The following is a 24,446-nucleotide window of genomic DNA, read 5'->3' as shown; positions in this document are numbered from 1 at the left end:
GCACTCCCGCTAAGCCTGTACCCCGATCGCGTCGAACAGGCGGCCTGCCAGTTACGACTGCTTGAGGATCTCCTCGTAGAGCCGGACCGTGCGCCGGGCCACCGCGTCCCAGCCGAACTCGCCCACGGCGCGCTCCCGTCCGGCCTCGCCCATCCGCCGGGCGGTCTCCCGGTCGCCGACGACGGCGTCCAGCGCCCGGGCCAGGCCCGCCTCGAAGTCGTCGTCGAGATCGACCAGCAGCCCCGTCTTGCCGTCCTCGACGACCTCCGGGATACCTCCGACCCGGGACGCCACCACGGGCGTGCCGCAGGCCATCGCCTCCAGGTTGACGATGCCGAGCGGTTCGTACACCGATGGGCAGGCGAACACGGCGGCGTGGGTGAGGAGTTGGATGACGTCCGCGCGCGGCAGCATCTGCGGGATCCAGTGCACGCCCTCGCGGACCCGGCGCAGCTCCTCGAACAGCTCACGGAACTCCCGGTCGATCTCCGGGGTGTCGGGCGCTCCGGCGCACAGCACCACCTGCACGCCGGGGTCGATGTCCCGTACCGCGCGCAGCAGATGGGGTACGCCCTTCTGGCGGGTGATGCGGCCGACGAACAGCACGTAGGGGCGGCCCGCGTCGATGCCGGTCCGGGCGAGGACGTCGGTGGAGCGGTCCGGCCGGTACAGGGCGGTGTCGATGCCGTTGTGCACGACGTGGACCTTCGCCGGGTCCAGGGCGGGGTAGCAGCCGAGGATGTCCGCGCGCATGGCCCCGGAGACCGCGATCACCGCGTCGGCGGCCTCGATCGCGCTGCGCTCGGCCCAGCTCGACAGGGCGTATCCGCCGCCGAGTTGCTCGGCCTTCCAGGGGCGCAGCGGCTCCAGCGAGTGCGCGGTCACCACGTGCGGGACGCCGTACAGCAGCTTGGCCACATGGCCGGCGAGGTTGGCGTACCAGGTGTGGGAGTGCACGAGTTCGCGGCCTTCGAGGCCGGCGGCCATGGCGAGGTCCACGGAGAAGGTGCGCAGCGCGTCGTTGGCGGTGTCCAGCGCGGACCAGGGGCGGTGCCGCACGACGCCGACCCCGCGGCCCTCACCCCAGCAGTGCACCTCCAGGTCGACCAGCGGCCGCAACTCCCTGGCGAGGAACTCCACATGAACACCCGCGCCGCCGTAGACGTCCGGAGGGTACTCCCGGGTCAGCAGTCCCACTCGCACCCGCAACCCCCTGATCTCCACGGCCGGTTGTTCCATGGTCACCCAGATGCGGCGCGCGGGGAAGAGCACGGTGGTTGTGTGAAACAACAGTCACCGCAGACCCCGCCGCCCGGTACCCGGTAGTACAGACAGCAGCTGCGCCGCCGGAAGGCCGGGCCGGTACGGATGCCGGTGGCGCTCAGCAGGGGGTGCGCGAAGAGCGCGTCGACGAGGGTGCGGGTCCGGTCCGCGACCTCGGCGCGGCCGTCGGCACGGACCCGGCGCTCCAGCTCGCGGGCGGCGCCGGCCAGCGCGGAACCCGCGTTGCCCCACAGCAGGCCGGCGGCGACGCCGTAGCGGGCCCGCAGGGCCTGCGCGAGGGGTTCGAGATGGCCGTGTACGACGGCGTCCGCGAGCGTGTCCGGTCCGGCGCCGCCGGGCAGCGGGCGGACCTCGGTGAGCCAGAGGTCGTCGGGGGCGCCGGCACCGGCGTCCCAGCGGAGCAGACCGGGGTCCAGATCGGGGAGGCGGCCGTAGCGGGCGGCGCAGCCGAGGGCGACGGACCAGAGCCGGGCGGCCAGTGCCTGATGGGCGATGGAGGCGGCGATCCGGGGCTCGGGGGTGCGGAGACGGCCCGCCACCACCCCAACACGGAAAGTTAGGATATTTTCGTAAACATCCGATGTGCCTTTTTTATAAGCTTTTGCAAGGCTTGGCAGTTTGCTGATCCGCACCGCCTCCGGGTCTCCGGCCGTCGGTCGGAGCGTCCGCAGCACGAAGAAGCCGCCGAGCGGCCGGAGCGCGGCGAGATCAGGTTCCAGGTCCACGAACAGCAGTAGTACCAGGCGTCTTAGGACTCCGGGGCCCCGGCTCTCCACCCACCGGCACCCACCCTGGGGATGATCAGAGACCTCCCCTACTCCATCGGTAGTACGAGGCATTGGGTGCTCAGGTACGACGACGGGAAGCGATCGGGCGGGCACAGTGTTGCTCATGGAAGCCGACCGTTCACCGTGCGGGACCGTCCTGCGGATCCGCCTGACGCCGAGGAGCCCTGCATGAGTTCCCTCGCGTTGTCCGTGTTGCTGTCCTTCGTGTCCGCCGTCGCCTACGCCGGCGGAGCGATCGTGCAGGAGCAGGTCGCGGTCACCTCCCCCGACGAGCAGTACGCGCCGCTGCGCCGCCCGAGCTGGTGGGGGGCGATGGCGCTGAACGGCCTCGGTGGCCTGCTGCACGTCGTGGCGCTGGCCTACGGCCCCCTCAGCCTGGTCCAGCCGCTGGGCGCGCTCACCATCGTGTTCGCGCTGCCCATGGCGGCCCTGTTCGTCGGCCGCACGGCCGGCTCCACCGCCTGGCGGGGGGCGATCATGGCCACCGTGGGTCTGGCCGGTCTGCTCTCCCTGGTGGGCACCTCCGACTCCCACACCCTGGACTCCGCGGGCCGGACCGGCGTCGCGGTGGTCACCGGCGGGGCGATCGTCGCGCTGATGGCCGCGGGCCGGGCCGCGCACCGGCACCCGGTGGTGCGCAGCGTGCTGCTCGCCGTCGCGTCCGGCATAGCCTTCGGTATGTCCTCGGTGTTCACCAAGGTCGTGGCGATCGACTGGGACGGCGGGATCGCCGTGTCCGACGCGCTCTGGCTGGCCGTGATCGGCGTGTACGCGGTCGCCGGCGTCATGATCTCGCAGTCCGCTTACCGCGGTGGCGGCCTCGCCGCGCCGCTGGCCACGCTGACGGTGGTCAACCCGGTACTGGCCGCAGCGGTCGGCATCACGATGTTCGACGAGACGTTCCGCTACGGCGCGACCGGCACCCTGCTGGCGCTGGGCTGCGGTGTGGTGGCGACGGGCGGCCTGATCCTGCTCACGACCGAACGCATCGAGAGCACCCCGCACCCGGCGCACTCCACACCGGTGCCCGAGACCTCCCCCGAGCCACTGGTCGAGGCCCTCGTGGAACTGGCGGAGGCGGGTCTGGCGGGGGCCGGTGCGGCCGAAGCGAGCCTGGCGAAGGCGGTGCCGGCCGAGGCGGGGCTGGTGGGCGCCGGCCTGGTGGAGGCCGGACTGGTGGACGCCGGCCTGGTGGACGCCGGCCTCGCGAAGGCCGAGCCGGCTGCGGCGGGCTCGGTGGACGACGGGCCGGCGGTGGACGGCGCGGTGCTCCCGCTGCTGCCCGAGATGCCCCAGCAGCGCACCACGTCCGTACCGGACGTACTGCTCCCCGCCGTCGGCCACGTGCCGGCCCCGGTGCTGGACCGGCACCGGATGCGGGTCAAATCCTGACGCCGCCGGCCCGGAGATAGGCGACCGGGTCGATGTCCGTGCCGAATCCGGGCCCTGTCCGCACCTCGAAGTGCAGATGCGGGCCCGTGGCATTTCCGGTGGCCCCCGAGCGGCCTATCCGCTGCCCCGTGGACACGCTCTGCCCCGCCCGCACGGAGATGGCCGAGAGGTGACCGTACTGCGTGTAGCGGCCGTCGGCGTGCCGGATGACCACCTGGTAGCCGTACGAACCGCCCCAGCCGGCCGTGACGACCTGCCCGGTCTCCACCGCCTTGACGGAGGTGCCGGTGGACGCCAGGAAGTCGACGCCGGTGTGGTAACCCTTCGACCAGTGCGAGCCGGACGCGTGGTACGGCGTACCGATCGGGGCGTCGACCGGGGCGACGAGGGAGTGGTCGCTGTGGGAGGAGGCCTTCTTGGTCCGGGCCTCCGGCCTGGCCTTGGTCTTCGTCCTGGCCGGCTCGGACGTCTTCGCCGCCGACTTCTTCGCCGATGACCCGGTCTTCGGGGCCTCGGTCGCGTGGCCCGTCAGACTCAGCCGCTGGCCGGGCAGGATCAGGTCGGGATCGGAGCCGATCGTCGCCCGGTTGGCCGAGTACAGCCGGTGCCAGCCGCCGGTGACGTCGTGATCCTCGGCGATCCCGGAGAGCGTGTCGCCGTGCACCACGGTGTACATCTCGGCCTTGCCGGCCCGGGACTGCGGTGTGGTCTGCGGCTGTACGTCCCGTACCGAACTCCTGGCGGGGCGGGTGGAGGTGCTCTCGGTGTGCACCTCGGGCGTGCCGCCGCCGCGGGTGAGCCCGGCCCGGACCGAGCAGACGGGCCAGGCGCCCGGCCCCTGCCCGCCCAGGACCTTCTCGGCCACGGCTATCTGCTGGTCCTTGGTGGCGAGGTCGGCACGCGGCGCGTACCGGGTGCCGCCGTAGGCCTCCCAGGTGGACTGGGTGAACTGAAGACCGCCGTAATAGCCGTTGCCGGTGTTGATGCCCCAGTCGCCGCTGGACTCGCAGGCGGCGACCTTGTCCCAGGTGGACACGGAGGCCGCGTCGGCGCTCCCGGCGGCGGCCAGCGGAAGCGCCAGTCCGGCGCCGCCCGCCGTGACGGTCAGCGAGGCGCGGTTGATCCTGTTCGGCTGGTACCGGCGGTGCCGGCCGCGTTCGGCCATGTCTGAGATCCCCCTCGCCACACGCGTCAGGAAGGCCAAAAGTAAGTGCCCCGAACCGGCCATGACAAGACAGCAATCAGCCGCCTCTCGCACCTGGAGGCACGGCCGTCACGCCGTGAAGCGGCGCGCGGCGAAACGGCGTTGACCCGCCGTCAGTCCAGGGGCCGCGCGGCACTCCCGCGAAGTGTCCCGTGAGGCTACTGAGGCGTCGGCCCCTGTGGTCCGTATCTGCAAGTGCGGCCGGTCGAACGGCGAGTCAGGATGGCCTTTGGGCAATACTGGCGGGCATGAGGGGCGGCAGCATCCCTTGCACGTTCTACGGGATCGACTTGATCTTTGAGGAGCAGGCGGTATGAGCACTTCGGCGCAGATCGGCGTCACGGGTCTCGCGGTCATGGGCCGCAACCTCGCCCGGAACTTCGCGCGCAACGGCTACACGGTGGCGTTGCACAACCGGACGGTGTCCAAGACACACGAGCTGGTGGAGAACTTCGGGGACGAGGGCGACTTCATCGCGGCCGAGACCGCCAAGGAGTTCGTGGAGGCGCTGGAACGGCCCCGCCGGCTGGTCATCATGGTCAAGGCCGGTGACCCGACGGATGCGGTGATCGAGGAGTTCGCACCGCTCCTGGAACCCGGCGACATGATCATCGACGGTGGCAACGCGCACTTCGCGGACACCCGGCGCCGTGAGAAGGCGCTGCGCGAGCAGGGCATCCACTTCGTCGGCATGGGCGTCTCCGGCGGCGAGGAGGGCGCGCTGCACGGGCCGAGCATCATGCCGGGCGGCCCGAAGGAGTCGTACGACTCGCTGGGCCCGATGCTGGAGAAGATCTCGGCGAAGGCGGCCGACGGCGCGCCGTGTGTGACACACATCGGCCCCGACGGCGCCGGGCACTTCGTGAAGATGGTCCACAACGGCATCGAGTACGCCGACATGCAGCTGATCGGTGAGGCGTACCAGCTGCTGCGGGACGTCGCCGGGTACTCCCCCGCGCAGATCGCGGACGTCTTCCGGACCTGGAACACGGGCCGCCTCGACTCGTACCTCATCGAGATCACGGCGGAAGTGCTGGCGCACGTGGACGCGGCGACCGGCAAGCCGTTCGTGGACGTGGTGGTGGACCAGGCCGAGCAGAAGGGCACCGGCCGCTGGACCGTCCAGATCGCACTCGACCTGGGCGTGCCGGTGTCGGGGATCGCCGAGGCGGTCTTCGCGCGCTCGCTGTCCGGTCACGCCGACCTGCGAGCCGCCTCCCGGGGGCTGGCCGGTCCGAAGCCGACGGCGCTCTCCGAGGCGGAGGCGGGGGCGTTCGCCGACCGGGTGGAGCAGGCGCTGTACGCGTCGAAGATCGTGTCGTACACGCAGGGCTTCCACGAGATCCAGGCGGGCAGCGACGAGTACGACTGGAACGTCGACCTCGGTGCGGTGTCCTCGATCTGGCGGGGCGGCTGCATCATCCGGGCGGCGTTCCTGGACCGGATCCGCGCGGCGTACGACGCGCGGGCGGATCTGCCCAGCCTGCTGTCCGACGAGACGTTCGCCCGGGAGATCGCCGGGGCGCAGGACGACTGGCGAGAGGTGATCGTCGCGGCGACCCGGGAGGGGGTCGCGGTGCCCGGTTTCTCGGCGGCGCTGGCGTACTACGACGCGCTGCGGGCGGAGCGGTTGCCGGCGGCGCTCACGCAGGGGCAGCGGGACTTCTTCGGGGCGCACACGTACCGGAGGGTGGACCGGGAGGGTGCGTTCCACACGCTGTGGGGCGGGGACCGCAGCGAGGTCACCGCGTAGGCGGCTGGGCCTTTGGGAAAGGGGTGCGGGTGGGCTGCGGTTTCGCGCAGTTCCCCGCGCCCCCTTCGAGACGGGCCGAGCTTGTCGGTCGGGTGCGGCTGTGTGGCGGGGTTCTGCGCGGTTCCCCGCGCCCCTGAGGGGTGACAGCCGAGGCCGTCCGTCGGGCGCGGGACTGTGGCGGGTTCTGCGCGGTTCCCCGCGCCTCTGAAGGGTGACAGCCGAGGCCGTCGGGCGCGGGGCTGCGGCGGGTTCTGCGCGGTTCCCCGCCCCTTCGGGGTGCGTGTGGCCGTGTCAGGTCAGGGGTGGGCCCGGTTCCGGGGCGGGGTCCGGGTTCGGGGGGACGGGGGGCGGGATGGGGCTCGGCGGCGGTGGGGTGGGAACAGGGCCCGGGGACGGTGGCGGTTCCGGGGTGGGGACCGGGCTGGGGTAGGGGTCCGGAGGCTGGGGGGTGGGGGGTACCGGGGTGGGCTGCGGGTTCGTCATGGCGTCCTCCGGCCAGTGGCTCGACTTCACCTCTGGGATCTACTTCCTCGCGTACCCGAACGCGGCGCGTGCACTCACCCTGCCGCCCGTGCCGCCCGTGCCGCCGCCGCGAGGCCGGGGCGCGGGCTGGAGAGGATCGGCACGGCGGTGGTCGTCAGCTGCTGGGCCGAGGCCATCGAGGCCTGGGCCAGGACGATCACGTCGGCGTCGGTCACGGTGTCCGCGGCGGCCGCCACCAGGCGGGCGCATCCCTCGATGTCGCCGGCCTCGAAGTGGGTCCAGGCGCCCGCCACGACCTGAGCGCGGGCGCGGATCGGGCGGTCCGCGCGCCGGGCCTCGTCCTCGATCAGGGCCAGGGTCGGCGCCAGGGTGCTCTCGACCGTCGCCAGGACGGCGACGCGGGGGCCCGCCAGCACGGCCGCCGTCGCCATCGGGCGGTCGCCTCGGACCACCGGGACGCCGATCCTGTCGGCGGCCCGTTCCGCCACCTCGCCGATCGTCGAGCAGGTGCAGAGCACGGCCCGTGCACCGTCCGCCGCCGCCCGCTCCAGGGCCGCCGTGACCTCCGGTGCCACCGCCTCGGGGCCCTCCCGGCGGGCCCGGGCCAGGAGTTCCGGTGCCACGAGGTGCCGTAGCCGCAGACCAGGGTGGTCCTCGTCGCGCAGGGCCTCGAAGACGGGGATGTGGAGGGGGGAGGTGTGAAGGAGGGCGAGCACCTGTGGTTCCTCAGAAGCGGCCGGGGTGGGCGACCAGCCACTCCTTCGCCGCGCGCAGCAGCTCGGGGTCCGCCGCCGGCGCCACCTCGGGGTGGCGTTCGGCCCACCTGACGACGTACGGGCAGAGCGGGGCCACCGGGGTGTCCTCGCGCTCGGCGATCGCGTACAGCTCGCGGGCGAGGGAGCCCGCGATGCCCTTCCCCTCGTGCTCCGGTTCCACGATGGTGTGGACCGGCACCAGGGCCCGGGAGGGCGACTCCAGCACGAAGTACTCGACGTGGCCGACGACTTCGTCGCCGGCGACCGCCTCCAGACGACCGGCCTGCCGGTCGTCGCGGATCTCGATGTCGCTCATGTCGCCCTCCTGGTCCGCCGGTCAGGCCGACACGGCCTGCGGGCTGCGCTCCTGGTCCGAGCCGGGTACCGGCTCGGACGGATCGGCGCCGAGCGCCACGACGCGGTTGCCGTGGTCGACGTGCACGACCCGCGGCCGTAGCGTACGCGCCTCGGCGTCGGTGACCTGAGCGTAGCTGATGATGATCACCAGGTCGCCGGGGTGGACGAGGTGGGCGGCCGCCCCGTTGATCCCGACGACCCCGGAGCCCCGCTCGCCCTCGATGACGTACGTCTCCAGCCGGGCGCCGTTGCTGATGTCGACGATGTGCACCAGCTCACCGGGGAGCAGGTCGGCGGCGTCGAGGAGGTCGGCGTCGATGGTCACCGATCCCACGTAGTGCAGGTCGGCCTGGGTGACGGTGGCCCGGTGAATCTTGGACTTGAACATGGTGCGCAGCATCGGGACACTCCTAAAAGGTAAGCTCCCTGCCCACGTTTTTGCAGGTCAAGGGCTGTCTTCGGAGCCTACAACGATTCGCATGCTCGGTCAGCTGTCCTCAGGTGTTTCAGGGCTCACACTGACCCGTTGCTGACTTTCGTGGCAAATGATCAGGTTGCTGCCGACTCCGATCTGCGGGTCGCAAGGACCCAGGGTACGTAGGCGCATGCTGTCAGTGCGCCGACCGCGAGCGCGTCGGAGGGCGAGTGGCAGCCACGCCGGAGCTGGCAGAGGATGAGAGCGCTGCTCCCGCGCCGCGCCGCCAAGGAGGCCCGGACATGCGCTGGTGGTCGTCGCTGGTCACGGTCGGCCGGGACGGGCTGCGCATTCAACGGGCATTCGCCGCCCCGTCGGCGATCGCGCGGGCCGTACTGTCCGTGCTGCTCGCCACGGTCCTCGGCCTGGTGCTGGACGACCCGGTGGCCGGGGCCATGGCCAGCGTCGGTGCGTTCATCTGCGGCATCGGTACGCTGCTGAGCCCGCTGCGACACCCTGTGGTGAACGCGCTCGGGATGGCCGCGGCCTTCAGCGCCATGGCGGTACTGGGGGCCCTGGTGCACGGCACTACCTGGCTGTTCCTGCTGGTGCTCGCGGTCGCAGCGTTCGCCACCGGGCTGTGGCGGACGATGGGCGTCGCGCCCGGCATCCGGGGTTGCCTCGCGGTCATCGGGCTGATGATCACGGCTGATCTCGCTCCCGACGTACATGGCGGCCTGGTGATCGCCGGCTGGATCGCGGTCGGGACCGGACTCGTCGTGGTGGTGCAACTGCTCCCCCCGTACGGTCCGCGGTTCGCCGCCCAGCGCCGCGCCCTTGCAGCTCTGTACCGGTCGCTCGCCGAGGCTTCGGTCGCGGCCGGCTCCGTCGGCCTGGGCGGCTCCGCTCCGTTCACGGCGGCCCGGCAGGCCCTGGACGTGCTGCCGCAGTTGAGCCGACCGGCGGCGGCGGCCATGTTCGGACTGCTGGGAGAGGCCGAGCGCATCCGCCGCGCGCTGCACACGGTGCGGCTGACGGTAGCGGCGGCCGGGAACCAGGAGGCACTGGCCGCTGCGGCGCAGGTGCTGGGCGACATCTCCCGTACGGTGGCCTCCGGCCGCGAGCACTGCACCCCCGAGGAAGCCTGGACCCTCCTGGAGTCCTGGGCGGCCGTCTCGCCCATGCGCGGCCCGCGCGATCTGGCTGCACGGCTACGGACGGCCGAGCAGCTGGCCCGACGCTCGACCGACGACCGCCTGGGCGATGTACTGGAACCCCACACCGAGGTGCCGGGCCTGTACGCGGGCACCCCCTCCGTAGCACGCACCGCCCGGCGGATCCGGGCGCAACTGCACCCCCAATCACCGATCTTCCGCCATGCGGTGCGGCTCGCAGTGGGCGTGGTGCTCGCCGAGGTCATCGGCCGGTCGATCGGCGGGTGGGGCGGGCTGGGCATCTCCACGCACGGCTTCTGGGTGGCCTTGACCACCATGCTGGTGCTCTTCCCCGAGTACGGTCATACCCTCGCCCGCGGCTGGGGGCGTGCGGCCGGGTCCGTGCTGGGCGGCCTGTTCGCCTGGATTCTGTCCCTGCCGAACTGGACGCCCGTCAGCCTCGCGGTCGTGGCGGTGGTGCTGGCCGCTGCGTCGTTTGTGACCCTGCGGACTGGGCAGTTGATGCTCAATCTATGGCTGACCACCTGGATCGTCTTCCTGATCCACCACGTCGGCGGGCTGCCCGGGCCCACAGCGTGGGCGCGCGCCGCCGACACGGTGGTCGGCGCCGCGATCGCCGTGCTCATCTTCCTGGTCTGGCCGACCTGGTCCACCCGGCGGGTGCCGGGCCTGCTCGCGGAGTGGCTGCGGGTGCAGGATCGGCTGCTGCCAGAGCTGCTGACCGGCTACGCCGACGTCGGGGCGACCGACCCGGCAGCCGTCGACGCGCTGCGGGCGCGGTCACGGCAGGTCAGGGAGCACCTGGAGGCCGCGGTGGAGCAGTCGCACGCCGAGCCGGCAGAGCACCGCGGCCCCTGGTCGGGTGTGCAGCTGGAGCAGATCAGGACTCAGGTGTCCACGGTTGCCGGATGCGCCACCCTGCTGGGCGAACACCTGCCGCATACTCCTCAGGACACCGTGCCGGAGCTGACCGAACTGGTCGATCCGCTGCACGAACACCTCACGGCCCTCGCCCGCGCCGCCGCCGGAGCCGAGACAGTGGCCCCGGGGGCATTGCGGTCGGTCTTCGACTCCTTCACCGCCCGCTCCGGCTTGCTGGCCGAGACACCCGACGGCTTCGGCAGCGCCACGACCAGCCGCGCCGTCGTCCTGAGCACCGCAACCGTCGACGCCGTGGAGGCCCTGACCGCCACCATCGCCTCCCGCCATCGCCGCGGTCGCCACGCGGCAGCCTGAAACTCCGCAAAGTCGCTGTCGGGCCCTGACGGTGGGGTCCCTGCCGGGGGGTGACGGGCGAAGCCGGGTAGGCCCCGGGGATCGACGCGGCCTGCCACCGCAGGTGGCGGACCCGGCGATGGCTGATCCGCCCGCCGGGCTAGTCGATCGTGTCGGCCGCGATGACCTGCTCCGTCCAGATGATCTTGCCGGTCTTCGTGTAACGAGTGCCCCACCGGCGGGCCAGCTGGGCAACGATCAGCAGGCCCCGTCCCCCCTCGTCGGTGGTACGTGCGTGGCGCAGGCGGGGCGAGGTACTGCTGGCGTCGGAGACTTCGCAGATCAGGCCGCGGTCCCGGATAAGGCGCAGGCAGACGGGTCCGGTCGCGTGGCGGATGGCGTTGGTCACCAGTTCGCTGACGATGAGTTCCGTGGTGAACGTCAGATCGGGGATGCCCCACTCCGTCAGCTTCTGAGCCGCGAGGTCGCGGGCGTGCGCGACGGCGGCCGGATCGCTGGGCAGGTCCCAGGAGGCGACGCGGTCCGGGGCCAGGACCCGGGTCCGGGCGAGAAGCAGGGCCGCGTCGTCGACAGGCGGATCCGTCAGGACGCTGTCGATCACTCGTTGGCCGGTCTCCGTCAGGGTCGGCAGGGGTGCCGCGAGGGCATCGCCCAGCCGGGAGAGCCCGACGTCGATGTCCCGGTCGACGGACTCGATGAGGCCGTCGGTGTAGAGGGCGATGAGGCTGCCGTCTTCCAGCTCGGTCTCGATGGACTCGAAGGGGAGGTAGCCGAGGCCGAGCGGTGGTCCGGCGGGCAGGTCCAGAATGTCGGCGGCGCCGTCGGGAGCGACGATCATCGGGGGGAGGTGACCGGCCCGGGCCATGGTGCACCGCCTGCTGACCGGGTCGTAGACGGCGTACAGGCAGGTGGCACCCAGGAACGCGGTGCCCGTCGCCTCACCCTCGGCCGCCAACGGCGTATCGATGTCGTGCGCTCCCATGAGGCCGATCACCAGATCGTCCAGATGGGCCAGCAGTTCGTCCGGAGAGAGGTCGAGGTTGGCGAGCGTGCGTACCGCAACGCGCAGGCGCCCCATCGTCGCCGCCGCGTTGATGCCGTGCCCGGCCACGTCCCCGACGACCAGCGCGACCCTTGCCCCGGAGAGCGGGATCACGTCGAACCAGTCGCCGCCCACACCGCTGGGGGCATCCGCCGGGAGGTACCACGAGGCCACGGCGAGAGCGGACCCTCCCGTCAGGTCTTGCGGAAGCAGGTAGCGCTGCATGGAGCGGGCTGCGGTGCGTTCGCGGGTATAACGGCGTGCGTTGTCGATGCACACCGCCGCACGGGAGACGAGTTCCTCGGCCAGCCGTGCGTCGTCCTCCTCGAAGGGCCCGAGCCTCCGTGATCGGGCGAAGGTCGCCACGCCCAGGGTGACGCCGCGTGCCCGCACGGGGACCACCATCACCGAGCGGAAGTCGTAGTCCAGGAACGAGGCGCCCAGCGTCTCGTCCGCGGTCACCCACGGACTGTTGGTGCGGTCCAAGACCCGTTCGACCAGGGTCCTGCTCTTTATCAGACAGCGGGTCACGGGCGACGACGGGGCTCGCCGGACCGTCTCCCCCACCGCCAGGGATGCCTCGGGGCAGCCCTCGCGTACCGACTGCTGCGCCGCGCGTCGGATGACGGGCGCCATGCCGATCGGCCCGGGTGCCGGCTCCTCGCCCCTCATGACCGAGTCCAGCAGGTCGACGGCGACGAAGTCGGCGACGGCCGGCACGGCGTCGTCGGCCAGTTCCTGCGCGGTCCGCGTCACATCCAGGGTGCTTCCGATACGGGTGGCGGCGTCGTTGAGCAGGGCCAGGCGTTCCTGGGCCCGCCATCGCTCGGTGACGTCGATGATCATGTACCAGATGCCGACGTTCCGGTCGTGGCGGTCCTTCATCGCGAAGAAGGAGGCGGAGATCGCACGACTGCGATCGTGCACCGTGTGGCCGGCGCCTCGGTACTCGTAGTCCATCACCGGAGCACCGGTGCGAAGAACCTCGCGCATCTGCTCCTCGAAGGCATCGGCCTCGGCCAGCGGCAGGACCTCCGCCATCCGCCGTCCCATCCGCCGTTTGAGGGGGATCTGGCGGGCCAGTGGCTCGTTCACCCAGACGTACCGCAGATCCGTGTCGAGGACAGCGATACCGACCGGTGCGTGGCTGAGGAAGGGTGTGAGCATCAGCTGGCTCACCCCGCCGCCCGGCATCCGCCAGAAGGCCCGTTTCGGGGGCCGGCCGACGAACCTGCCGAAGATCAGTGCCGCGACCGTGGCGACCAGGACGCCCGGAATCATCTCGTAGATGCCCGACCAGAAGGGGCCGTGCAGCGGCTTGACCACACGCCACAGGAGCACCGTGACTGCTCCGGACACGATCCCGGCCATGGCCCCTGCCCAGGTCATGCGCGGCCAGTACAGCGAGAGCAGGACCACCGGGCCGAAGGCGGCCCCGAAGCCCGCCCAGGCGTACCCCACGATCCCCAGCAGCCCGCCGCCCCTGAGCGCGATCACGGAGGCCACGAGGGTCACGACGACGACGGCGGCGCGACCCACCCACACCAGCGCCTCGTCCGAGGCGCGCCGCTTGAGGAACGCGTGGTAGAAGTCCTCCGTGAGGGCGACGGACGACACGAGGAGCTGACTGTCCGCGGTCGAGATGATCGCGGCGAGCACCGCGATCAGCATCACACCGGCGCCCCACGGACTGAACAGGGTCCGGCTCAGAGCGATGTACACCGTCTGCGGGTCATGGAGCGGCGTGCGGAACTGCGCGATGCCCAGCAGGCCGACCACTGTGGCACCGGCCAGCACCACGACCACCCACCCGGTCTCGATCCGGCGGGCCGCGGGTACGGCACCGGTACTGCGGATGCCCATGAAGCGGGCCAGGATGTGCGGCTGCCCGAAATAGCCGAGGCCCCACGAGAGCAGCGAGATGATCGAGACGGCGCCGAGCGACCCGCCGCCTCCCGACCACCGCCCGTTCACGAAGTCGACCGTGGCACCCATGTCCAACAGGCTGGGCGTCCTGCTGTCGAGGGAGTCACGAAGCGCACCGAAGCCGCCGAGCGTCGCGATGCCGACGACGGGGAGCACGAGCAGGGCGAGGAACATCAGCGTGGCCTGCATGACGTGCGTCAGGCTCACGGCCAGGAAGCCGCCCAGGCCGGAGTAGACGACGATCACCAGGGCGGTCAGGGCCACCCCGAGCCTGAACCCGGCACCGAAGATGTGCCCGAACAGCAGCCCGCCGGCTACCAGCCCACTGGCGACGTACACGGTGAAGAAGACAAGGGTCACCGCAGCCGAGACCATCCGGAGCATCCGGGTGCGGTCCTCGAACCGCTCCTCCAGGTAGGCCGACAGGCTCACCGCGTTCCCGGCGCGCTCCGTGTAGGTGCGCAGCCTCGGCGCGACGAACAGCCAGTTGAAATACGTACCGAGCACCAGGCCGACCGCGATCCAGCCGGCCCCGATACCGGCCGCGTACACCGCTCCGGGGAACGCCAGGAACAGCCAGCCGGACATGTCGCTGGCCCCTGCGGACAGGGCAGCGACGAACGCGGGGAGCCTGCGGCCGCCCAGGGCGAAGTCGGCGAAGGTGTGCGTACGGCGGTAGGCCCAGACACCAGTTCCGATCATGACGGCCACGTACACGAGGAACGTGGCCACGATCGGTGCACTCAAGCCGGACATAATGCCTCGCCTGCGAGGTTCATGAGCACGGGGCTACAACTGCACGACTGACAGTCGCGATCTCTACAAATGTACAGATTCCAGTCGCCATCGGCGGCCGGTGCCACCCGCGCCGGTGCCGGCACGGGCACGGTGCCACGCCGCGACCGTCCAGATCCTTGATGAACACCACCGCGGGCGGGTGGTCCATGAACGCCTGCACCAGTTCGTTCTGCCGCACCTGCCATTCGGCACGCGCATGTGCCGACTCGATACGGCGGCCCACGACCGACGTCGCGAAGATGACCGTGGTGAACACGGTCACGTGCCCGCACACCAGCAGCGCGGTGCCCAGCCGTGTTCCGAACAGTCCCGCGTCGGCCTGCCCTGCTCCGAGTGCGCCAGGCAACTCGGTCGTCTGCTCCTTTGCCACCGAACACTCGCCCATGTGGACAAACAATGAAATCCACACTCATACCCTAAGTAATTTGCACCCCCGGTGCCCTGGTCCCAACCCCCGTCCATGCCTGATCGTGTTGGGTCGCCGGCAGCCGGTCGAGGAGGATCAGCCGAACACCGAGGTCAGCCAGGGTCCGCGGATCGGACTGCGCCGCGACTCCGGCCGGAACGGCCATGGGGTGGGGGGCGCGAAACAAGCTGCCGCGAAGCCGTCGACCGAGAGCGTGTACGGGAGACCGTCCCGGTCCCATGCTGATCAGATGCTGACCTACCCGACGAGTCATCAGGCGGGTCGAGGGACCCGGAGCAACCTGCTGACCGGGGTCAGCGGCGGTGAGGTGGAGGACCAGCGCCAACCAGTACGTGCTTCTCACCGCACGCCCGAATGGCTTACGAGGCCGGCGTGAGCCGGGTCCATCCCGAACCGATCACCGAGTGAAGGTTTGGGGTCTATTTTTGCCGCATTGCGGGCAACTTGCGCCCAAGGCTGTGCACTTCCTTTACGTTTCCTCGGAAATCGCTTTGCCTGTCGAGTCATTGGAAGGTCATAGCGTGATCAGCCGCGGGGGGGACCGATGTGTGTCCACCCGTTTTGACGTGCACTCAAATAGTTGTGTCCCAAGGGCACTTGGGCAATTTGGTGACGGGGGGACGCGCATCATGGGGTGGAGACGCGGTTGGGCGGCCGGCGGTGGCTGGAGCGCTAGTCGCACGGCAGTGGTGACAGTCGGCATCCTGGTGGCCGGCCTCCTGCCGGCCACGGCCGCCACCGCGGCCCCGTCGGGGCCGCGGCAGGTGTCGGCCTCCGCCCTTCCGCACGACAAACGGATCCCCTTCACTCGGGTCAAACCGAAGCGGGGGTCCACCCCCAAACGGTTCAAGCACTTCGATCCCACCGGGCACGCGAAACTGCCCGCGCCGGCCCTTGCGGACGTGACACTCCCCACCGAGGTCGCCCACGAAGGGGTCAGGGCGCCCCGGGTCCGGGCGGGGTCCACGCCCGTTCTGCTCGGTCCGGCACCGGGTGCCCAGCCGGGTTCGTCCGCCGCCGTCGGCTCGCAGCGCGTGCGGGTGTCCGTGCTGGAGCAGAAGACCGCACGCGCCGCCGGCGTCCACGGCCTGCTCTTCACCCTGCGGCGCACCGGCCCCGGCAGCGGGAAGCTCTCGCTGCGGGTGGACGACTCCTCGTTCCGCAACGCCTTCGGCGGTGACTTCGCCGCGCGCCTGCACCTGGTCCGGCTGCCCGCGTGCGCGCTGACCACGCCGACGCTGGCCAAGTGCCAGGCCCAGACCGCGGTGCGGACCGCACCGGGAACGCCGCTGTCCGCGCAGGTCTCCGTGCCCGCGGCAGCACCGTCCGGTCCGGGAGCCGGCGCTGCCGCCCGCTCGGCCACGGCATCGTCCGGCGCCATGGTGGTCATGGCGGCGACCTCCGGCGCGTCGGGCTCCTCCGGCGACTACTCGGCGACCAGCCTGTCACCGGGCGGTTCCTGGTCGACGTCGGGGAACACGGGCGCGTTCACCTACAGCTACCCCATCTCGGTGCCCCCGGCGACCGGCGGCGCGGCACCGAACGTCGGTCTTTCCTACAACTCCTCCGCCCAGGACGCACGCACCGACGGCACCAACAACCAGTCCTCCTGGCTGGGTGACGGCTGGAGTTCCACCGAGAACTACATCGAGCGCACCTACAAGTCCTGCAAGGACGACTCCTCCTCCGGAGCCCCGGACAACGACGGTGATTCCTGCTGGGCGGGACAGATCCTCACCCTCTCGCTCAACGGCACGTCCACCGACATCGTCTACGACGACGCCACCAAGACCTTCCACCCGGCCGGCGACGACTCCACCACCAAGATCGAGGACCTGACCGGTGCCACTAACGGCACCGACAACAAGGAGTACTTCAAGGTCACCGAGGCGGGGGTGCAGTACTTCTTCGGCCTGAACCGGCTGCCGGGCTGGTCCAGCGGCAAGGACGAGACCAAGTCGGTGTGGACCCAGCCCGTGTACCACGCGCACAGCGGGGTGTCGGCGTGTCCGGACAGCACGACCTTCGCCGACACGGCCTGCACGCTGGGCTACCGGTTCAACCTGGACTACGTGGCGGACTCGCACGGCAACGCCACCGCCTGGTACTACAGCCCGGAGACCGGCTACTACGGCGCGGACACGAAGAACACCGCCGTCGCCTACACGCGCGGCGGCACCCTGTCCCGGATCGACTACGGCATGACCGCCACGACGATCTACTCGGGTACGGCGCCGGAGCAGGTCCTCTTCGACACCGCCGAGCGCTGCATACCGGGAACCCCGGCCGGCAACACCTGCGCCGACAGTCAGTTCACCCCCGCCAACGCCGCGTACTGGCCGGACGTACCGGTGGACCTGAACTGCACATCGGGTTCGACGAACTGCACCAACCACGGCCCGAGTTTCTGGTCGCGCAAGCGCCTGACCTCGATCACCACCCAGATCCAGACCGGCGGGACGACCAAGCAGGTCGACAAGTACACCTTCACCCAGTCCTTCCCCGACGGCGGCGACCACGCCCCCACCCTGTGGCTGGACTCCGTCCAGCACACGGGCCTGGACACCCTGGGCGGAGCGTCGGGCAGCACTTCGACGCCGGCGGTGAGTTTCGACCCGCCGCTGCAACTGCCCAACCGGGTCGGCACGATCCCGCAGATGCCGCTGATGTACCACGACCGGATCCAGACGGTCACCAGCGAGGCCGGCGCGCAGACGACGGTCACCTACGACCGGCCGAACTGCTCCAGCGCCCCGGCCAGCGACCCGGACGACCCCACCGACGCGGCGGCCCGCGCCTTCGCCTCCACCAACACCCTGTCCTGCTTCCCCGTGTACTGGACGCCCGACGGGCAGCCGGCGCCATGGCTGGACTGGTTCTACAAGTACAAGGTCACCTCGGTCGTCACCACCGACCCGCACAACTCCTACCAGGACGGCACCCAGCCGGAGCTGGAGACCGACTACGCCTACAAGGGCAACCCCGGCTGGCACTACGACGACAACGAGGTCGTCAAGGCCAAGAACCGCACCTGGGGCCAGTTCCGCGGCTACCCGGAGGTGGACGTCACCACCGGTGACCCGAACGTGTTCCACTACACCGACGGCACCAAGGTGCACGACCAGAAGACGCTCACGAAGTCGTACTACTTCCTGGGCATGAACGGCGACACGCTACCCGGCGGCAAGACCCGGTCGGTGCCGGATCTGACCAGCCAGGACGGCGCGACCTCGGTCGCGGACGACGACGCGCTGGCCGGCCAGGCCTTCGAGACCGACACCTACTCCGCCTCCGGCGGCAGTCTGGTCAAGGCCGTCGTCAACGTGCCCACGATCATCGGACCCACGGCCGGCCGCAACCGCAGCGGTCTGCCGGACCTGACGGCCCTGATGGTCCGCCCCGCCAGGACACTGACCCGCCAGGCGGTGTCGTACGGCTGGCGCAAGACCGAGACCGACAACTTCTACAACCGGACGCTGGGCAAGTCGACCACGGGCATGCCCGTGCAGGTCGACGACCGGGGCGAGCCCACCGACAGCGCCAACGTCGCCAAGTGCACCTTCACCCGCTACCTCACCGGCAGCCCGAGCACCCTGGTGGTGCCCGCAGAGGTCATCTCCACGTCCCAGGACTGCTCCACCGCGGGCGCCACCCCGAGCGGCACCCTGCTCTCCGACGTCCGTACCTCCTACGACCACAACGCCTTCGCCTACGACGGCGACGGCCAGCAGAACCCGGCACTCCCCACGCTCGGCGACGCCACCCTGGACCAGCAGGCGTCCGCCGCCGGCGGCGCCACTGCCACCACGTTCGTGGACCAGGCCGCCACCACCTTCGACTCCTACGGCCGCACCATCAAGGCCACCCGTACTCCGCACTCGGTCTCCCCCGACGGCAAGAGCCTCGCCCAGACCGTCTACACCTCCTACACCCCGGCCACCGGCGCCCTCCCCACGAGCAGCACGACCATCACCCAGGTCACACCGGGCACGGACTGCTCCACGGTGACCGTCTCGTCCAAGGACTGCCAGCTCACCGGCAGCACCCTGGACCCGGCACGGGACCTGCCCACATCCAAGACGGACGCGGCCGGCCTGCTCACCTCGCTCACCTATGACGCGCTCGGCCGCATGACCGGTGTATGGCTGCCCAACCAGAGCAAGGCCGGCGGCGCACCGGCGAACACGACCTACACCTACGCCCTGTCCCAGTCGGCCCCTCCGGTCGTCACCTCCAACACGCTGCTGGACAGCGGTAGTTACGCGACCAGCGAAACGCTGTACGACGCGATGCTGCGCCCGCTGCAGGCACAGGCGACGGCAGAGAACAGCACGGCCACGGTCTCGGACACCCAGTACGACTCGCACGGCTGGACGGTCGCCACCAACAACGCCTACAACGTGGCCGGCAGCCCCGGCAGCAGCCTGATATCGGTCTCCCAGGTCTCCATCCCCGACACCACCGTCACGGACTACGACGGACAGGGCCGGGCCGGACTGGTCACCGAGGAACACGACGGGGCCAAGGCCTGGACGACGACCACCGCCTACACCGGGGACAGGACCATCGTCCTGCCGCCCAAGGGCGGGGTCGCCACCAACACGGTCGTCAACGCGCGCGGCCAGACCACCGAGCTCGACCAGTACACCACCGCGCCGTCGATGAGCGGGTCCGCGGCCGCAGGCTTCACCGCCACCGGCGGTACCCCCTCAGCCACCACCTACGGTTACAACGGCGCCGGACAGCAGACCCGCGTCACCGGTCCCGACAAGGCCGTGTGGAACTTCGGCTACGACCTGCTGGGCCACAAGAAGTCCCAGACCGACCCGGACGCGGGCGGCAGCAGCTACGGCTACGACGACGCGGGCAACCTGACGTCCACCACGGACGCCAAGCAGGTCGAACTCGACTACACCTACGACCTGCTGGGCCGCAAGCTCACGGCCACCGACAAGGCCAAGTCGAACTTCGAGTTCGCCTCCTGGACCTACGACACCCTCCGGATCGGCCTGCCGACCTCCTCGACCCGCTACGTCCAGGGCACGACCGACGGGTACACGGTGGCCACCACCGGCTACACCAGCCTCGGTAAGCCGACCGGCACGAAGATCACGCTGCCCGCGTCGGAGGCCCCGCTGCCGTCGACGTACAGCACGACCTACACGTACACCGCCAACGACCAGCTGCTGAAGACCCAGACCGACCCGCGCACCCAGGGCCTGAACAGCGAGACCATCACCTACGGCCGGGACGCACTGGGCAACCCGACGACCACGGCCAGCAGCATCAACACCTACGTCGGCGCGACCGTCTACACCAACTACGGTGAGCTGTCCCGGGTCACTCTCGGCCCGTCGACGAACCCCGCCTGGGCGACGTACAGCTACGACGACCAGACCCGGCGGCCGACCGACCGTCTCGTGGAGCGGACTCAGGCCCCCGGCCCGACAGTGGACGACACGAAGTACACCTACGACGCCGTCGGCAACCCCACCTCCACCACCGACCAGCAGTCGGAGACCGGCAACACCGTCACCGACCAGCAGTGCTACAGCTACGACACGCTGGACCGGCTGACCGACGCCTGGACCGCCAAGGACAACTGCGCGGCCAACCCGCCGACGAGCAGCACCCTGTCCACCACGGCCGGCTCGTACTGGCAGTCCTTCAGCTACGACGCGGTCGGCGACCGCAAGCAGAGCGTCGACCACGCCATCGGCGGATCGGGCACCACCAGCACCACGACCTACGTCGACGGCTGCACCACCGGCTGCAACTCCAGCGGTGTCCAGCCGCACACCCTGACCGCCACCACCGGCGGCACCAACCCGACCAGGTTCGGCTACGACGAGACCGGCAACCTCCACACCCGCACCCCCACCACCGGACCGGGCCAGACCCTGAACTGGGACGACGAAGGCCGCCTGGCCGAGGTCGACACCGGCGGCACCAGCCCCACCACCACCAAGTACCTCTACGACGCCGACGGCAACCAGCTCATCCGCCGCGACCCCGGCCAGACCACCCTCTTCGCCGGCGACACCGAGATCGTCGTCAACACCGGCGTGACCCCCAACGTGCTGCTCGGCGCCGTCCGCACCTACAGCCACGGCGGCTCGGGTGCCCCTGTGGCGGTCCACTCCAGCCTCGCGGGCGGAGGCACGAAGTACCTCTTCAACGACCCGCACGGCACCGCCTCCCTGGCGATGGACGCCACCACCCAGCAGGTCGCCCGTCAGCAGTACACCCCCTACGGCCAACCCCGCTCCAGCACCAACACCACCACCTGGCCCGACCCCACCCACTCCTACCTGGGCAAGCCCCAGGACACCTCCACCGGCTACACCGACATCGGCGCCCGCAAGTACGACCCGACGCTCGGCAGCTTCATCAGCCTCGACCCCGTCTTCGAAGCCAACAGCCCACAGCAACTCGGCGGATACGCCTACGCCGCCGGCAACCCCATCGCCGGCAGCGACCCCACCGGCCTCGAATCCTGCTATCCGTCCAGCTACTGCTCCGGCAGCAACGGTACGTACGGCGACTACCACTCGGAGAACGACCCGGAATCCAGCAATTACAAGGGTTCCAGCCACTACTGCGACACGCACTGGTGCAACCCCGACGTCAACAACGAGCATTACTGCGACGGGTGCCAGGGGACCGGTCCCACCCCTATTCCGATCCCGCCCCTGAAGACCGTCCAGATGTTCCAGCCGAAGTACCCCAGCGTGGCGCAGATGGCGAACGAAGGGGACTACAACCCGCTGTACACCTATGCGGTCAATGTCGAGCTCTACTTCCGCGGGAGATGCAGCCAGGACATGACCCAGGGCGGATGCCTGGAACTTTCGCACTTCTACCACACCTGGGCGGACGTCAGTCACATCCCCGAGAACCCCTGCGCGGCGGGCACGCTCTGCGACATGCTGCCGCTGCTCCTGGCCGGGACCGGCGCTTCCGGTGAAGGCGCCGCTGCCGGCGCCGCAGGTGAGGAGGCCGAGGCCGGCGCGGCCGGCGGCGAGGCGGCAGGCCTCATCGGGGTTCCGGAAGCCGCCTTCTCCCGGGTCATGGCCCGGCTGGACGGACTACGGGTGGGAGACAGGCCGGTGGTGGACGGGGTCGAGGTATTCGGATCCCGCGCGGGCAGCACCTTCCGAGGCCGTGGCCCTACGGCCGAGTCCGACCTCGACATGCTCGTTTCGGTCGACCCGGCAGTGCTTCAAGGCCGTAACGGACGCTGGGTTCGCGATACGCTGGGCAAGATTCGCGCGGATTTTCAGGAGGAAACCAATATCGAGCTCTCGCTGTATGCGCCGGACAGTGTCTCGACGTTCAAGTCGTCGATCCCTGGAGCTAATTTCGTGAGGCTGCGATGAACGAAGACTCCGTCAGACTCGTGGTAGACGGCGCTGAATTGCCGATCTCCGCCACGCAACGCCTGTTGCAGCGAACTCCGTACCCCGGCGGGCATCGGTACGAGCTGGTTCTGTCCGATCAGAAGGCGATCAATCGCTGGTTTCGCGATGTCGAATCACAACAATTTCCAGGGTCGGATGTGCAGTGGATCGTCTTCTACGGCCTGGACAGGGTCGCCGGGGAATTGTGTGTGCATTCTCCAGGTAGAGTCGAGTATCTACTGAACTCCGTCGACTCCATCCAGGTGGGGCAGGAGGAAATGACCATTTCGGGTGTGTGCTCAAAGGTCGCGGAATCCGTTCGCGACGATCAGTAGCCACGTCCTTGTCCGCCCGAGGACGCCTGGAGCGTAGGAGAGCAATCGTCATGGGTCTGTCCTCGTCAGCATCAGGGGTCGGCGCGGATTCCGGCCTCCGATGAGGACGACGACCGGGTCAGGGGTCTGTTCTTCGTCAGTCACGAGGTCGACGGCATGCGCGAGTGGCAGGCCCGCGACGGTTGCATCTGGTCATGGCCGAGTCGAGCTGATGGCGGCTCGTGCCAAGGGAGGTGTCCGCGGCGGAGTCCTGCCGTCCCGCAGAGAACCCTTCGCCCCAGGGAGTCGCGCCCGTGACCGCCGGTCCGGTCGGCCCGACGGCGACCGGATACAGTGCGCGAGACGGCAGCCCGGTCAGGGAGGGGAAGCGTGACCGACACCAGCAACACCCGGCCCGCCGAGGGTGAAGCGCAAGCACCGCGGCAGAACCCACTGCTCCGCCTGATGCGCTACCTCCCCCTGATCGCCCCCGTCCTGCTGTGGGCCGTGCCCTGCTGGGTGCTCCTGTACGGCGGCCAGCACTGGCCGCTGCCGGTCACGCCGGTCGGCACCGCCCTGTTCGCCCTCGGCCTCGTCGGTATGCCGCTCGCGATGGTGCGCGGCCACGGCCGGCGCCAGCAGGACCGGGCGGCGATCATCGGTGACACCCTGCTGGGCACCAGCTGGGTTCTGTTCACCTGGTCCGTGCTGATCGGCGTCCTGTTGCGGCTCGCCTTGACCGTGGCCGGCGTCGGCGAGAGCCAGGACCGGGCCCGAATCGTCACCTGGGCCGTCCTCGGCGTCTCCGCCGTGCTGCTCGCCTGGGGGTACGCCGAGGCCCGCCGCGTACCGCGCGTACGCCGGCTCGACGTGCGACTCCCGCGACTGGGCGCCGGGTTGGACGGCCTGCGCGTCGTCCTCATCACCGACACCCACTACGGCCCGCTCGATCGCGCTCGCTGGTCGGCCCGGGTCTGCGAGACGGTGAACGCCCTGGAAGCCGACCTGGTCTGCCACACCGGCGACATCGCGGACGGCACGGCCGAACGCCGCCGCGACCAGGCCGTCCCACTCGGTACCGTGCGGGCCACCCGGGCCCGGGTGTACGTCACCGGCAACCACGAGTACTACAGCGAGGCCCAGGGCTGGGTCGACCTGATGGACGAGCTGGGCTGGGAGCCGCTCCGCAACCGCCATCTGCTGCTCGAACGCGGCGGCGACACCCTCGTGGTCGCCGGCGTGGACGACGTCACCGCCGAGTCCTCCGGCCTGGCAGGCCACCGCGCCCATCTCGCCGGAGCTCTGGCCGGCGCCGACCCCGACCTGCCCGTCCTGCTCCTGGCACACCAGCCCAAGTTCGTCGACCGGGCGGCGGCCGAGGGCGTCGACCTCCAGCTCTCCGGCCACACCCACGGTGGCCAGATCTGGCCCTTCCACCACCTGGTCCGCATCGACCAGCCCGCGCTCGCCGGCCTCAGCCACCACGGCCGCCGCACTCTCCTCTACACCAGCCGCGGCACCGGCTTCTGGGGCCCGCCGTTCCGCGTCTTCGCCCCCAGCGAGATCACCCTGCTCGTGCTCCGCTCCCCGAACCTGCCCACCTCGCCGTAGCCGTACGTGTCCTGGTGGCGTCGGGTCTCGGCGTGATGCCCGGAGCTCCAGCCGGCCAGGTGCTCGGGCTCCGCACCGCGCGCCGC

The 24,446-nt window shown here is 70.5% G+C and carries 14 protein-coding genes; 6 read left to right on the top strand and 8 right to left on the bottom strand.

Going from position 1 to position 24,446, the window contains the following annotated elements; translation table 11 throughout:
- Nucleotides 1-51 precede the first annotated feature (51 nt).
- Nucleotides 52-1,203 (bottom strand): glycogen synthase, encoded by a 1,152-nt coding sequence (glgA, locus tag ACWDGI_RS12015; protein ID WP_450758484.1) that lies wholly within the window; start codon nt 1,201-1,203, stop codon nt 52-54.
- 38 nt (nt 1,204-1,241) lie between these two features.
- Nucleotides 1,242-2,027: a (2Fe-2S)-binding protein gene (locus tag ACWDGI_RS12010; protein ID WP_450758482.1), complete on the bottom strand. Its 786-nt coding sequence runs from the start codon at nt 2,025-2,027 to the stop codon at nt 1,242-1,244.
- 213 nt (nt 2,028-2,240) lie between these two features.
- Here ACWDGI_RS12010 and ACWDGI_RS12005 point away from each other — a divergent pair, with 213 nt between their 5' ends.
- Nucleotides 2,241-3,464 carry a DMT family transporter gene (locus tag ACWDGI_RS12005; RefSeq protein ID WP_450757947.1) on the top strand — a complete coding sequence of 408 codons (1,224 nt, stop codon included), beginning with the start codon at nt 2,241-2,243 and terminating at the stop codon, nt 3,462-3,464.
- Here ACWDGI_RS12005 and ACWDGI_RS12000 read toward each other — a convergent pair.
- Nucleotides 3,454-4,629 (bottom strand): transglycosylase family protein, encoded by a 1,176-nt coding sequence (locus tag ACWDGI_RS12000; protein ID WP_450757945.1) that lies wholly within the window; start codon nt 4,627-4,629, stop codon nt 3,454-3,456. The genes ACWDGI_RS12005 and ACWDGI_RS12000 overlap by 11 nt on opposite strands.
- 352 nt (nt 4,630-4,981) lie before the next feature.
- Here ACWDGI_RS12000 and gndA point away from each other — a divergent pair, with 352 nt between their 5' ends.
- Nucleotides 4,982-6,421, top strand: a complete 1,440-nt coding sequence (gene gndA / locus ACWDGI_RS11995; RefSeq protein ID WP_450757943.1) for an NADP-dependent phosphogluconate dehydrogenase — start codon at nt 4,982-4,984, stop codon at nt 6,419-6,421.
- 557 nt (nt 6,422-6,978) lie between these two features.
- On the opposite strand, the gene ACWDGI_RS11990 is transcribed toward gndA, so the two are convergent.
- The 3 genes from ACWDGI_RS11990 to panD are packed head-to-tail and all read right to left on the bottom strand — an operon-like array spanning nt 6,979 to nt 8,416.
- Nucleotides 6,979-7,620 carry an aspartate/glutamate racemase family protein gene (locus ACWDGI_RS11990; RefSeq protein ID WP_450757941.1) on the bottom strand — a complete coding sequence of 214 codons (642 nt, stop codon included), beginning with the start codon at nt 7,618-7,620 and terminating at the stop codon, nt 6,979-6,981.
- A 10-nt stretch (nt 7,621-7,630) separates the two neighbouring features.
- Nucleotides 7,631-7,975 carry a GNAT family N-acetyltransferase gene (locus ACWDGI_RS11985; protein WP_360479393.1) on the bottom strand — a complete coding sequence of 115 codons (345 nt, stop codon included), beginning with the start codon at nt 7,973-7,975 and terminating at the stop codon, nt 7,631-7,633.
- A 21-nt stretch (nt 7,976-7,996) separates the two neighbouring features.
- On the bottom strand, nt 7,997-8,416 hold the full coding sequence (panD, locus tag ACWDGI_RS11980) for an aspartate 1-decarboxylase (protein ID WP_450757939.1): 420 nt from the start codon (nt 8,414-8,416) through the stop codon (nt 7,997-7,999).
- 317 nt (nt 8,417-8,733) lie between these two features.
- On the opposite strand from panD, the gene ACWDGI_RS11975 reads away from it, so the two are divergent.
- Nucleotides 8,734-10,842, top strand: a complete 2,109-nt coding sequence (locus ACWDGI_RS11975) for an FUSC family protein (protein ID WP_450757937.1) — start codon at nt 8,734-8,736, stop codon at nt 10,840-10,842.
- A 139-nt stretch (nt 10,843-10,981) separates the two neighbouring features.
- Here the strand turns inward: ACWDGI_RS11975 and putP are convergent, their stop codons facing one another.
- Together putP and ACWDGI_RS11965 are read right to left on the bottom strand one after the other, a co-directional pair.
- Complete coding sequence (gene putP, locus ACWDGI_RS11970) at nt 10,982-14,566, bottom strand: sodium/proline symporter PutP (protein WP_450757935.1); 3,585 nt, start codon at nt 14,564-14,566, stop codon at nt 10,982-10,984.
- Nucleotides 14,567-14,585: 19 nt separating this feature from the next.
- Nucleotides 14,586-14,978, bottom strand: a complete 393-nt coding sequence (locus ACWDGI_RS11965; protein ID WP_450757933.1) for a hypothetical protein — start codon at nt 14,976-14,978, stop codon at nt 14,586-14,588.
- 959 nt (nt 14,979-15,937) lie between these two features.
- On the opposite strand from ACWDGI_RS11965, the gene ACWDGI_RS11960 reads away from it, so the two are divergent.
- The 3 genes from ACWDGI_RS11960 to ACWDGI_RS11950 all read left to right on the top strand — a co-directional run bounded on the left by ACWDGI_RS11960 (nt 15,938) and on the right by ACWDGI_RS11950 (nt 24,360).
- A complete protein-coding gene (locus ACWDGI_RS11960; RefSeq protein ID WP_450757931.1) occupies nt 15,938-22,414 on the top strand; it encodes an RHS repeat-associated core domain-containing protein in 6,477 nt (2,158 codons plus the stop codon).
- The gene (locus tag ACWDGI_RS11955; protein WP_450757929.1) at nt 22,411-22,770 is read left to right on the top strand and encodes a hypothetical protein; all 360 of its coding nucleotides are present in this window, start codon (nt 22,411-22,413) and stop codon (nt 22,768-22,770) included. Before ACWDGI_RS11960 ends, ACWDGI_RS11955 begins: the two co-directional genes overlap by 4 nt.
- 369 nt (nt 22,771-23,139) lie before the next feature.
- Entirely contained in the window at nt 23,140-24,360 is a 1,221-nt protein-coding gene (locus tag ACWDGI_RS11950; RefSeq protein WP_450757927.1) for a metallophosphoesterase, read from the top strand.
- Nucleotides 24,361-24,446 lie beyond the last annotated feature (86 nt).

The sequence above is a fragment of the Streptomyces sp. NPDC001220 genome (assembly GCF_053597895.1).
Note: the sequence above shows the minus strand (reverse complement) of the source record. Positions and strands in the feature narration are given on the sequence as shown.